Origin of the sequence: Floridaenema aerugineum BLCC-F46 (assembly GCF_041929345.1) — a bacterium.
Taxonomy (GTDB): Bacteria; Cyanobacteriota; Cyanobacteriia; order Cyanobacteriales; family Aerosakkonemataceae; genus Floridanema; species Floridanema aerugineum.
The window spans coordinates 1-12,599 of record NZ_JBHFNQ010000145.1; the positions used below are offsets into that span (position 1 = coordinate 1).

Annotated in this window: 12 protein-coding genes and 1 pseudogene; 2 read left to right on the forward strand and 11 right to left on the reverse strand. The window is 40.3% G+C overall.

What is annotated here, in order from left to right; translation table 11 throughout:
• Positions 1-134: 134 nt before the first annotated feature.
• The 5 genes and pseudogenes from ACE1CC_RS18975 to ACE1CC_RS18995 all read right to left on the reverse strand — a co-directional run.
• Positions 135-350: pseudogene (locus ACE1CC_RS18975) on the reverse strand (glutamine amidotransferase-related protein); the annotation flags it as partial.
• A gap of 10 nt (positions 351-360) precedes the next feature.
• Positions 361-1,749, reverse strand: a complete 1,389-nt coding sequence (locus ACE1CC_RS18980; protein WP_413271997.1) for a M14 family zinc carboxypeptidase — start codon at positions 1,747-1,749, stop codon at positions 361-363.
• 24 nt (positions 1,750-1,773) lie between these two features.
• Positions 1,774-2,757 carry a hypothetical protein gene (locus ACE1CC_RS18985; RefSeq protein WP_413271998.1) on the reverse strand — a complete coding sequence of 328 codons (984 nt, stop codon included), beginning with the start codon at positions 2,755-2,757 and terminating at the stop codon, positions 1,774-1,776.
• Positions 2,758-2,759: 2 nt separating this feature from the next.
• On the reverse strand, positions 2,760-3,158 hold the full coding sequence (locus ACE1CC_RS18990) for a tryptophan--tRNA ligase (RefSeq protein WP_413271999.1): 399 nt from the start codon (positions 3,156-3,158) through the stop codon (positions 2,760-2,762).
• Positions 3,159-3,175: 17 nt separating this feature from the next.
• On the reverse strand, positions 3,176-3,613 hold the full coding sequence (locus tag ACE1CC_RS18995) for a YbaK/EbsC family protein (RefSeq protein ID WP_413272000.1): 438 nt from the start codon (positions 3,611-3,613) through the stop codon (positions 3,176-3,178).
• A 187-nt stretch (positions 3,614-3,800) separates the two neighbouring features.
• Here ACE1CC_RS18995 and ACE1CC_RS19000 point away from each other — a divergent pair, with 187 nt between their 5' ends.
• A complete protein-coding gene (locus tag ACE1CC_RS19000) occupies positions 3,801-5,510 on the forward strand; it encodes an NB-ARC domain-containing protein (protein WP_413272001.1) in 1,710 nt (569 codons plus the stop codon).
• A 358-nt stretch (positions 5,511-5,868) separates the two neighbouring features.
• Here ACE1CC_RS19000 and plsY read toward each other — a convergent pair whose 3' ends face one another.
• From plsY to ACE1CC_RS19020, 4 genes are all read right to left on the reverse strand, one after another.
• Positions 5,869-6,522 (reverse strand): glycerol-3-phosphate 1-O-acyltransferase PlsY, encoded by a 654-nt coding sequence (gene plsY, locus ACE1CC_RS19005; RefSeq protein ID WP_459563881.1) that lies wholly within the window; start codon positions 6,520-6,522, stop codon positions 5,869-5,871.
• A gap of 201 nt (positions 6,523-6,723) precedes the next feature.
• Positions 6,724-7,869, reverse strand: coding sequence for a DUF3086 domain-containing protein (locus tag ACE1CC_RS19010; protein ID WP_413272003.1), 1,146 nt, complete (start codon positions 7,867-7,869; stop codon positions 6,724-6,726).
• Between the two features lie 22 nt (positions 7,870-7,891).
• Positions 7,892-8,278, reverse strand: coding sequence for a DUF3119 family protein (locus tag ACE1CC_RS19015; RefSeq protein WP_413272004.1), 387 nt, complete (start codon positions 8,276-8,278; stop codon positions 7,892-7,894).
• A 139-nt stretch (positions 8,279-8,417) separates the two neighbouring features.
• Positions 8,418-9,215 (reverse strand): MlaE family lipid ABC transporter permease subunit, encoded by a 798-nt coding sequence (locus ACE1CC_RS19020; RefSeq protein WP_413272005.1) that lies wholly within the window; start codon positions 9,213-9,215, stop codon positions 8,418-8,420.
• Between the two features lie 387 nt (positions 9,216-9,602).
• Between ACE1CC_RS19020 and ACE1CC_RS19025 the strand changes: the two genes are divergently transcribed.
• Positions 9,603-9,893 (forward strand): hypothetical protein, encoded by a 291-nt coding sequence (locus tag ACE1CC_RS19025; RefSeq protein WP_413272006.1) that lies wholly within the window; start codon positions 9,603-9,605, stop codon positions 9,891-9,893.
• Positions 9,894-10,047: 154 nt separating this feature from the next.
• Here ACE1CC_RS19025 and ACE1CC_RS19030 read toward each other — a convergent pair whose 3' ends face one another.
• Positions 10,048-10,836 (reverse strand): Rpn family recombination-promoting nuclease/putative transposase, encoded by a 789-nt coding sequence (locus ACE1CC_RS19030; protein WP_413272007.1) that lies wholly within the window; start codon positions 10,834-10,836, stop codon positions 10,048-10,050.
• Between the two features lie 66 nt (positions 10,837-10,902).
• Positions 10,903-12,552: a Ppx/GppA phosphatase family protein gene (locus tag ACE1CC_RS19035; protein WP_459563880.1), complete on the reverse strand. Its 1,650-nt coding sequence runs from the start codon at positions 12,550-12,552 to the stop codon at positions 10,903-10,905.
• Positions 12,553-12,599: the final 47 nt, after the last annotated feature.

Below are 12,599 nucleotides of genomic sequence, written 5' to 3' on the forward strand. Positions count from 1 at the left end.
ATGGTACTAGTGGTTGCTTAGAGTCCCGGGACATTTCACCCTGATAACTCAGGTCATTGATTCTTGAGGGTTAAAGTAAAATAATTGTTAACTATTTTAGCTTATAAATGACTACAAATTAAGTGAAGTTTTACAATACCTGCGTCTGAAGGGCGACCTGGCCCAGGTGAAATCACTATTGCTTTATAGTGACCATCTTTCACTTTTTCTTTCACCTCTTCTACAGTAATTTGATCGTTACGAATAACATCAATTACAGGGTTAGCTGTTCCGAGTTTAAGAACGCTAAAACACTGAGAAACGTTGTAGGTAAAGCTGTCATAATTATCAATAAGTAAAATTCTAGCCATTGCACTACCTTTAGCTTACTAATAGTCCAGATAGAATAATTCCCGCTTGGATTTTGACTTGATCGGCTAGGGAAAGAGTTTTGATTGTGGTAATTTTGTCTATGCGATCGCAAGCGTTATTAAATGTTTCCTCATAGTATGAAATAGCTGACTGGATACACTCCGAATTTTCGCCAAATTCAGAGTAAAGTCGAAGCATCATAGCAGCTATTTCAGCTTCTAGCATCAAAGGTCGAATACGAACTTCGAGCAAGTCTTTGATTAAAGTCGGACATCCCCTGACTTTGTGGCAATCTTGGCGATCGCCTGCTATATTTCCTAGCAACCATTTAGTTTTTTCTTGGTAAAACTCCATCAGTGGTGAGGAAAAATTAGAGGCTGATAGACAAGAAAGCAAATTCATTCGTTGCTTGGCACTTTTTTCTTCAAAATAAACAAGTTTGCGTTTGAGGACTTCCCGATCGCAAGCCACAGGAATATAATCAGCCAAAGGAGTTAAATCATCGAGTCCCATCACTTGAAAGTAAGGTAGCTCAGATACTAAAGACATCGGACATTGACATTCGCTTTCAACTAATTGAAATGAGTTAAGCTTAAATTTCTTAATGCGTTCTGGATCTCCTCCTGCCAACATTTTTTCCCGCATCACTTCAAAGCGGGGAATCCCATAAAATCCAGGTTCGATAAATTCAAAACCATCCATACCATTATCGTTGTCTTCGTACAAAGATAAACTTTGTTGATGGGTAACTGCACCCAATGTTTCAGAAATAGCGGTTGGTGGTTTTTCACTGACTAAAAACATCGCTCCCGGAAAGATATTAGCTGAGTGGAGAGTAACGTAATAACTAATTTTTGGAAAGCGACGATAAAATTTAGCAATGGCTTCTGGTTCGGGACGGCATTCTTGTGCGGTTTCAGGAGTAGGAATACCATGCTCGACATCTTCCGAACGATTATCTCGATAGTAATGTCGCAGGTAGTCGCGGTAAGTAGGACGATCGAGTTTTAGCCATTCCCAATTTTTTAACGTACCATCGGGGTTAGCTTGTGGAATAAAGGCAAAAGAGTAATTTTCTAGGATGGGTTGAAAGTCAGGTTGGGATGCGATCGCTTCTGCTAGTCTTAGGATTGTAGTTGTGCCGATCGCTTCTTCAGCATGACAGTTACCTGTAGCAGCGATGATAGGTTTGTTATTTGTATCGCCTATCAGCAATGCGTAAAGAGGATGGCGATCGCGAGAATGACCGATTTCTTCAATGCGGATGCGATCGGGATTATGGTTACAAATTGTTTGTAATTGTGACAATATTTGGTCAGGATGACAGTGAGATACACCGTCACTGTTAACCAGTTGTAATAGTTCTAGAACTTCGTGACGAATTAGAATGTTAGACATAGTTACTACTTCTTTTATTAATTTTTACTTATTGAAGTTTTTTTTGCCGATCTCAAGTTGAAAAATACCGAAAATAATTAAGATCGCACCCATAATTCTAATCATCCATATTGAAATGGTAGGAAGTTCACCAAACAATCCCGGTTGAAGCCGATCGCCAATAATAGTAATCGGGTATGCCAGAATAACTTGGGCTGATAATATTAATAGAACTACAGATACTGCCTGAGTTCCCTTTAAGTAAAGTTTCAGCCCTATAGCAACAAAGACAAAAAACATAGTGGTAATAACCCAAGGTAGATGAATCATTCCCTGTTGAATCGTTGCTACAAGCAAACTAAAATATCCACGCGGCAAAGAAACTGCGATCGCAAGGATAGTGCCAGTTAGAGCAAGCCAGAAAAAACGCCAAATGAAAAGGTTGACACTATCGCTAGCACGAACTCCCTTTTGTTCAATTATTTCTGAAAATGCACCTAAACCATTAGAAACAACAACGACATAGAAAAGACCTATAGCTGTTACTGATAGCGACCCACTAAAACCAGCCATCATACCACCTGTAATGGTGACAATCGATGGCAGAAAAAGGTATTTCCAGTCTGCTTGTCCTGTGGATAGGTCGTACAAAATTGTGTAGACAATAGTAAGACTGGAAAGTGCTACTATGACGCTAGGATCGCCAAGTTGATTGCCTAGCAAAATAAAAAGTGTACTACCTGCTGATATACTCCCAGATATGAATGCAGACCAGTGCATCTGGCGGTTGTTAAAGACAATCTTTCTAAACTTATCATCGATGAGTTTTCTCCCTAAAATTAATGAGAAGAATGTTCCAGCTATTACACCAGTCCAACCGCCAATAATGAGGTAAGCAAATGCCGCAGTTAACTTATCGGGAGCAGTAATAAGATTATGTACGGTGAAGTTATCTAAACCTCTGAAAATAGCCGTACAAAATGCGGCAAGCAATCCAACAGCGAGGACGTTACTTCTTAAACCTCGCATAATTATAAACCTACACGCTGTTTTGCGATCGCCAAAGTCTGTTTAGCAATTGGCTCTACCCGCTCCCTACCTTTTTGCAAAACAACATCTACTAAACTGGGATTACTAGCCAACTCGTTGTATTTTTCTCGAATTGGTTTTAAATCCTCAACCAACAATTCTGTCAATTCCTTTTTCAGTGCTGCTGCACCCTTGCCTTCAAAGTTAGCTTCAACTGCTTCCTTTTCCTTACCGGATAAAACTTGATAGATACTTAACAGATTAAAAACTTCATGGCGATTTTCGTCAAAGCTTAATGTAGGATTCGGGTCGGTTTTCGCCCGTTTAATTTTGCGATTAATCTCATCTGGACTATCTAACAAGTAGATACAACTGTCTCGATTTTCATCTGACTTTGACATCTTCTTTGTGCCATCTGTCAGGCGTAACCAAAATCATAAGTAATTAATTTTGGCTTGTCAGATTCAGAGTCAAAACCTAAATCTGCCAGAATTTTTCGCAAGTCGTCTGGTCGAATTTCAATAGCAGCATTTCGTCCGACTGTTTGCAGATAGACAACATCTCGATCGAAAACCGACTCATCAAGAATTACTCTTTCTATATTCCCTTTGGCAACAAGGGAAAGAGCATCTACTACTCCACCAGGGTTGTATGTAACTGGCGATGATTCTAGTAACTTCTCTAGTACTGATAAATCCAGTAATGCTTCCTCAGATCCCAGGTTGTCTTCGCAGACAAAAATTAAGGCTCGGTGACTGCTTTCTAAAATAAACGTTCTAATCTGCTTGGAGCGATCGAATTCGTATACAACATTGTGAGAATAGTTTTTCTCTCTGAGTAGAGCGGCATCTGTCATATTTAAGAATACACAATAATTTGTTACATTTGGCTGTCTGAATTACTAGAGTAGCGTTGTCGTAAGCTAAAATAGTTAACCTTTTGGCTCACTATTTGGCGCAATCATTTAGCTCATTTGTCTCACTGTTTGGCTCTTCAAACTGATGTATAATTCAAATTGATCGCAATTGTGCTATGGGAATAAAATGGCTGGCTTACTCAGAGCATCTGAAGAGGGGCTAAAAATAATTGATATAGCCAGACGTAATCCGGGTTGGAACAAAACAGATCAAATGTGGTGTAAAGCTGCCTTGACTTCTAAAGCAACCTTAAAACGGTTTTGGGGGCGGAAACATATTAGGCGAGAAACATTTATTGATATTTGTAAAGCAGTAGGAATTAATAATTGGGAAGATATTATTGAACGTAGCGATATTCAGAAAACAGAATTACTACTAGCATCTGCGATCGCAGATTTACCCATACTTTGTGAAAAAAATACCAACTTCGCACTTCCAGAAAACCTACCCCCTGTGAGAAATTGGGTAGGTAGCACCAGAGAAATTGAAGCGATAAAAAAACACCTTTTCAATCCAAACATTATCGGAATTTCTATTGTTGGATTACCTGGAATCGGCAAAAGCACTCTTGCCAGTCAACTTGTTCGCCAATTGCAAGGAGAAACTACACCTTTTGTCGCCGCTGCATGGCAAACTTTACAAACAAGTGGTGATATACCCCCGAATTTTCTCGTATTTATAGATTCCCTCTTCAGTGTCCTTTCCGGTACAGATTCCACGATCGCTCTATCCCAACCAAATTATTGTCATCAAAAAATCGAGCAATTCATAAAACTGGTAAAAGAAAAACCTTGTCTGATTGTCTTTGATAGTGTCGAAACAATCTTAAAAACTGGTTTAGCACAAACGACTGGCTATTTTGATGAAACATACACAGAATATGCCTGGTTATTTAAACAACTATTAGACACCGAACATCAAAGCAAATTGTTATTCATCAGTCGGGAAAGCTTGGCAGAATTACCCCCAACTGTTACCCGTGAAATTGTGCTGACTGGATTAGATCGAGATACCGGAATTGCACTATTGCAATCTTTTAATCTAACTGACACACCGCAAGAATTAGAACCTAACCTCCCTAACTCTTTTCCTTCATCGAAAGGAGGAGAGGTTTCAGAATTAGCTGAACTTAGCGATCGCTATCAAGGACACCCTAAAGCGTTGCAACTCATTGCCAACTTAATTTGTAATAATGAGGAATATCAGGGAAACGTCGGCAAATTTTTGCAAGATAGAGACTGGTTGCTCATTCAAGAAATTGACAATTTCCTTGAGCAAATATTTCAGCGCCTCAGCGAGTTAGAAAGAAATTGTATTAGCCGACTTTCTGTTTACCGAACTTCAGAATTTAACCTAAACTATAATGCTATTGCGGCTCAAATGCCAGAGGTAAGCCGATATGAACTTAAAGAAAACATCCTCCGTGCCCTCAAACGTCGGCAATTACTTTATTATCACCCAGTAAAACAATGCTATCAAATTCATCCCATCATTCAAGAAAAAGCATATCGAATATTATCTCAAAACTACGAACATCTCCTTAAGGCTCATAGACAAGCCTACCATTACTTTTTAAAATTTCCTCTTAAACCAGAAACCGAATGGCAAAATATTGAAGATATTAAACCCCTAATTCAAGCACACTATCATGCTTGTCAAGCAGAAGACTGGGAAAAAGCAGCACAGATTGTTTCAGGTGTGTGTGAATATTTGCGCCAATGGGGTTATGAAGTAGATCAAAACGCTATTTGTTTTTTAGGTAATATTTCAGAAACACTGGTTAGCGATACCCAAACACAACAAATACTTGGCAGCAAACCATCGACATTGGACTAAATATGCAGTTTAACCGAGACTTACACTCTATCCCAATACTGCTCGGTTAAGTATTTTTTGCCTTTGTAGGGGCGAAGCATTCGGGCAAAAAATCTAGGTTTCTACCCATAAATTTTGACCCGAATGCTTCGCCCCTACCCAAAACTCTATCCAAAAAGGATTTCATATCATGTCCGTTGAATTACCCACAATAAAAACTCACCACGTTGTTGCGTAGGGACACGGCATCATAAATATTTTGGACAAACAGATAAAGTTAATTATGCCGTGTCCCTACTCCTAATTATGGGTAATAAAACGGACATGATATCATCGTAATTCCGCACGAAGTCTATTTTCCTGATGATTCTTTCTGTTTCTAAGTAGTTTGCTCGATTTCAGTTACTAATTTTTGCCCAACTTTCGGTTCAGTTCCCGCAATTATTCGTTGAATATTGCTGCGGTGTCGCCAAATTACATACACACCTCCAGCTAAGGAAAATATTAAATATGGCAGTGGTTGTTTAAACAAAATCATGAATAGGGAAACTGCGATCGCACCCGCAATCGAACTAATAGAAACGATGCGAGTAATTGCCACCACAAAAGCAAAAACCCCCAAAGTTGCTAACCCTACTTGCCAGGACATTGCTAACAGAATGCCCAAACTTGTCGCCACTGATTTCCCACCTTTAAACTTCAACCAAACGGGTAAACTGTGACCGATGACAGCGAATAATCCGGCTAAAGTAACTAACCAAGGTAAAGGTAAACTTTCGTTGTTAGTAAAAGGATAAATCCAGTTGGCTAGATCGATCGCCAAAGCACCCTTCAACGCATCCACTAACAATACAACAATTGCAGGCCCTTTCCCCAAAGTTCGCAGCACATTTGTTGCCCCAATAGAACCGGAACCTTCCTCACGAATATCAATGCCTTTCAACAATTTAGCAGCTAAAAAACCAGTGGGAAAAGAACCCAACAAATAAGCCACTAACAACAACCCAATACTAATAGTTATCCCCACCACAATCACCTTTTTTAAAATCACAAATTTTCATACTTATTGGGTAAAGGCAACTTTATTCCCTTACCCAATCCCTAATCCCTAGTCCCCAGTTATCATCCTTCGGGTGCGTCAGACTGTAAAATTTGGGCAAGTCACAGGAATTTTTAGTTCTGACGCACCCTACAAACCTTACCCAATCCCTAATCCCCAATCCCCAGTCCCTAACTAATACCGATCGGAAGAATAGCTAGGAGATTGTGGATCGGGTGCAAAAGCTAACCAAAGGGGAAATTGCAGCACAGAAAGATTAATTTTATCTTCTGTTTCGTCAATAATAATTAACGGCAAATCTCCTTCTTTAACTATCCTTTCTGCTTTGATTGCCAGAGGTTCTGGCGCTTCAAATAATACCAAACCTTGATCGGGCCCAAAATCGCCGCGAGAGATGCCTAAACAGTCTTGTAAACCGCGTCGCCATTCTCCTAAACGTTCGGGACTATTTGCCAAAATTAAAGTGCGGAGGCGATCGTCATACAGATCTGTTAAAACCGAAACGATCGACGAAGCAACCAAGATATTTTGTAAGCGAGTTCCTAGCGATCGCAACGCACCTTTTCCACCTTGAGTAAAGAACCATTGAGAAGCTCTTTCTGCATGAACTGGTTCAAAAGTGCGGCGCAATTGCCAAGGTGGGCCATAATAATCTGGACGAGTGCGATACTGATCTAATAATTGGCGAATTCTCCTTGCTTGATCCTCAAAACCTTGTTCCGCAAATTGAAGATTTACAGAGGTGCTTTTTGCAGGTTTCGCCTCTTTAACTTCCACCATTTCTGATTCATCAGTTTGGGGAACTAAATCTAATTGTTCCGCCGCCGTTGCTAAATCTTGTAAACTCCCGACTAAATAATCTTTAAAACCTTGAACGCGAATTGCTAAATCTTGGGAAACACCTGCAAAAGTCGTTTTCATTTCATTGCGAATGCGTTCTTGGCGGCGTTCCAATTGTTCTACTGCTAATTGTAAAGTTTGTCGTCGTTGTTCTAAATCTCGCAAACTTTCTTGCACTACCCGACTCATAGCAGTTTGCATTTCTGCTATTTGTTGCGTATAGTCACCTTGCAAACTAGCAATCTGTTGTTTGAGCATCCGTTCTTGCTGCTGCAATTGAGCTACTCTTTGTTCCCAGGTATTTACTTCATTTTCTGGTGATGAGTTATTCAATATTACCACTGGATTCAAATCAGTTGTGGGAATTTGCAATGGTGTGGGAATAGCTTCTACTGTGGTAGTTTCCTTTGGGGCATCTGCCCAAGGATCGATATTCGCTTCTGAGTCTGATTTTTGCAAAGGGGATGAGTCTGAATTCATTTAAAGTAATAACAAATAACAACTAATTCCGGGGACAGCGCTGTTCTAAACAGGTTTGTAGCATTTGAGGATCGAAAATAATCGGCAAAAAGTGAATGCTTTTAACTTCTTTAAAGTAGAACAAAATTGGTACAGGAGGCCAAAATATCCGCCAATTTTGCCATTCGGAGTAAGGAAAGTTGCGAATCAATTTTTGAGAGCGATATACTTCTAAAGCTGTTGGGGTAAATTTTAGCCGAATGGTGACAGTTTGGAACAAAAGGAACAAGCCAAAAATCGCAATTACCAAACTCAGCCAAGGTAGCACGACGATCAATGGTATTGCGCCCAAAACTAAAACTAAAGGTATGGTGTAGCTGGGAGCTAATTCAACTGTTTGTTGCGATCCGATCGGAGTAGCCGTAGTCACCGTCTTTCCTTCCTAACTTACAAACACAAACCACTACTATTTTAAATCGTCAGTATCTCACAAACCGCACTGCCTGTTCCTTGGAACTTTCCCAGTCGTAGGGGCAATTCATGAATTGCCCCTACCCTAGTCCCCTGACTCACAAACCTTGTAAAACCGCACTGCCTGTTCCTTGGAACATTACCCAACTCAAAAAGAAATTGCTAATAAAGATTGCTAGCAAAGCAGTTACTACAGCAGTTGTGGTTGATTGTCCCACACCTTTTGCACCCCCGGAAGTAGTTAAACCCCAACTACAACCGATCACGGCAATTAAAGCGCCAAAGCAAAAAGCTTTAATCTCGGCACTACAAACATCCCAAACGGAGAGGAAGTTCCGCACTGAATCTAAAAATACTGATTGCGAGATCCCATATATACTACTAGAAATGATTAACCCGCCTAACAAGCCAGTGATTAAACTCATCAGCGTTAAAACTGGCAACATTAAGCAACAGGCGATCGCACGGGGAATCACTAAATAGTCGATCGGATCGGTTTTCAACATATACAGAGCGTCAATTTGCTCTGTGACTCTCATTGTGCCAATTTCCGCCGCAAAAGCTGAACCAATTCTCCCTGCTAATACTACAGCAGTCAGAATCGGCGCGAGTTCCCGGGCTAAGGCTAATGCTAATACTCCGCCGACGGTGTTACCTGCGCCCAAACTGATGAACTCTCGCGCCACCTGCACTGTAAACACCATCCCCACAAAAGCAGCTGTGATCAAGGCAATTAATAATGATTCTGGCCCAACTGTTGCCATTTGTTCTAAGGTGTTGCGCCGATGAATTTTACCCTTGAGTAAATGGACTATAACTTGTCCACCCAGGAAAATCGCCGCTACTAAACGCCGCCCCCATCTCTCTAAATCTGAATTAGAACTTGTTTCGCTCACTATATTCTTCTCTGTTCCGCTTTAAAGCAATAGCCCAAATATTGTCGGTCTGATCCCCCCTAACCCCCCGAACCCAAGGGGGGAAACCAATTCACAGTTCTCCTTACCCAAGAGGGAAAACCGATTCACAGTCCTCCTTACCCAAGGGAAAAACCGTTTCAAAGTCCCCCTTAGTAAGGGGGATAATGGGGGATCGAAAATGTTTAAGCTCATAACTAGCAACTGGCTTTATTACAAAACTTGTGATTTACCCTACGATTTCTTAAGGAAGATTTAAGATTTTTAAACTTTGGGTGCAAATCTGGGTATAGCGCTTATTGTATATATTGGCAAGGTAAATCAATCAACTTGCCCTGACCCAGTTCATTTGCAGTGTTATTTCAGAGCATGAGTATTTTACCGAAGTTCTTTCGCTTGCTGCTGACGACTGCTTTCAGCTTTGTTGCTCCAGTATTTCTGATTGGTGCAATCTTAGTTGGTCTGTCTTTGGTGGGTTTCGTTCCCGGTTTTGAGATTCTTTGTCAGTCTGGGATAGAGGGACTGGCGAGGTTTCTGGAAATTTTTGGTGATGGTTCTCCGATGGATGGCGTTTTGGCGATCGGGTTTGCTTTCGCTGTCGTAGGGGCAATTTTTGATACCTACGCTTCCTACAGGTATCAAACACTGCGAGGAAATTAAACAGTCCTCAGCTTTACCCTGAGCAAATTCCAGACTCGGTGATTTTTGGTGGGATTAACACCTGTGGAATTTTACGCGAAATTTGTTTTTCATTATGCCAGTTCTTTATCTCACACAACTTCCTCAATCCCCAATCCCCTCCTCCCCAAAACAGCTATTCCAAAGTAGTTTCTTGTCCAGCTAATTCTTTAGCGGCTTCTTTCACTTGCACAAGATCTAAATGCAATTCTTGAGCAATTCTCTCCACGCTCAATCCTAATTCTAATAACAGAGGAACCGTTTCTAATTTCCCTTCTGTCTTAGCTTCTTGATAAAGTTTGCTTTGTTTTAAGTTGCTTAATTCAAACATTTTCGTTAACTCCTGAATTCCCAATAGTGGGAATTTATATGCTAAAATTGTTGTCAATAAATCCGCCAAGTTTGCTTGTTCTTTACTGGGATTTAGTTGCTGGATTTGATGAATTAAATACTCGGCTCTCTGTTGGGCTTTAGCTTCATCTTCCACCAGTAATTTTAACATTCCCAAACCCAAAGATTGATTAGCAATCAGTCCTAATTCATCTAAGTACAAACGCTTGATATGGTCACTTTCTACTAACCATTGATAAGGTCTTGGGACTACTGATTCAATCAGGCGACGGGGATAAACCGCCACAGCAAACCAATCTCTGTTAGATTTATTCTGTTCTAAATAAAGAAAGATTTGCGTAAAAAATCGATAATAAAAATCTTCATCGAATTGAGATTGTACGCCAACAAAATAAATTGGTTGACGGGTGCGTTTAGCGGGAATAAATATGCCATCAATTCTTTGATTTGTATCTTTAATTTCCACAGATTGAAACTCATAGCCGCTGGTTTCTATTTGCGGATGTCCAATCAGTTCAAAAAAGACACTAGGAAAATTTTGCAATAGGTGATAAAAGAGGCTGTTTGTTTTCATGGACTTTTATTTTCGCAGATCGAGAGTCGATCGCGCCATCTCAACTTCGACAAGTTATTTGTACCCTTAACCAACAGTAACAGCAGTAGGTTCCAATTGAGCAACCAATTTCAAGCTGTATTCAGCTTCAAAAGAATCCTTCTTATAATTTAAACTCCAAAGTTCTAAGGCGCAATCATCATCAGGGAAAGTCGGGAAAAGTTTTAAGCGAAATTCTGCCAAATATGGAATATACTCACACTCCAAGCGACTAATAGCACCAATTTGTCTTCTATCTAATGCTACCGATATTCGCAGGAAAGCACTTAACTGACTCACCATTAGGCGATATTCTTTTGTCGGTAAATTCCGAAAGTTTTCATGTTTTTTCTTCGGGGCGCTTTTTCGGTGATACCGAGCTAAATTAGCAATTAGTTCGATTTCAGTTTCCGTGTAACCAAGTAACTCACTATAGCGAATTAAATAGTATGAATGCTTGTGGTGTGCTGAATGACTAACATAATGTCCGCTATTATGTAAAATCGCAGCAGCCCAAAGTAATTCTCTTTCTAATTCTCCCCAATTATGTAATTTACCTTTGGTTTGAGCGAAGATACTGAGCGCAAATTCTGCAACTCTTTGACTATGTGTTAAATCAACTCGATATTTTTGAGCAGATTGGAAAACGCTGCGTTCTCTAACTGAACTTTGATAGCGCAACCGATCTTCAATTAAACCATGAGTGAGCATCCAATCAACTATGACACCTTCCCGCAAACTTCGCTCACAAATAGTAATACTTTCTGCGCCTAATAAAGACATAGCTTCTTGTAAAATTAAAGCGCCCGCTAAAATAATTTCCGATCGCCGATCGGACATTCCCGGTATAGCTGCGCGTTCTGTATTATTCATTTTGCGGAGGCGATTTACAGTTTCTTGTAAATCTTTTAAACTGAATTGATAACCATTTAACGGATTAGGAATCATGCCCAATTTTTCGCGGGCGTGAATCATGGCTAAAGTTTCGATTGTTCCTGAAGTGCCTACTAAACGGGGAGATTCACCAGGTTTTAAATTAGCTTTTAAATCATCCACTGCTCTTTCTAACATTACCCGAATGTAAGCTTGCAGGTAATAAAATTCCGAGTTACTAATCGGATCGGTGCTAATAAATTCGGCGCTAAGTCTGACAGCACCAACTTTGGTACTACTAAGCGATCGCGGTTCCTGACTATCTCCTAAAATTAATTCAGTAGAACCGCCCCCAATATCAATAATAATGTGAGGTTGGTTATTAAATTCCATCCCCGACAAAACGCCTAAATAAATCCTTCTCGCTTCTTCTTGTCCAGAAATTAGATCAACAACTAACCCAGTTTCCGTTTCTACTTGCTTGAGAAAATCTCGCCCATTAGGTGCTTCGCGTACCGCACTAGTCGCCACAGCAATAATTTGTTCTGCATTCAAAGTTTTGGCAAGTTCTCGACAACGATGTAAAGTCGAAATTGCCCTTTCCATAGCTTCCGGTTTTAAGTTGTGGGTATCGGGATCGCGATCGCCTAACCTTACTGTATCTTTTTCCCGTTCAATAATCATAAAAGCTGGTAGTTCCGGGATAATTCGCACCACTACCATGTGAATCGAATTTGTCCCAATATCAATAGCAGCGAGAATGCGATTTTTTGCCCCAGTAGCACTAGGAACATTTACCTGATTTTCCATCACAGGATTTCCCATAAAAATTGTATTTAGGGTGACAGCCTTCACCCCCTCCCTTCAGGAAT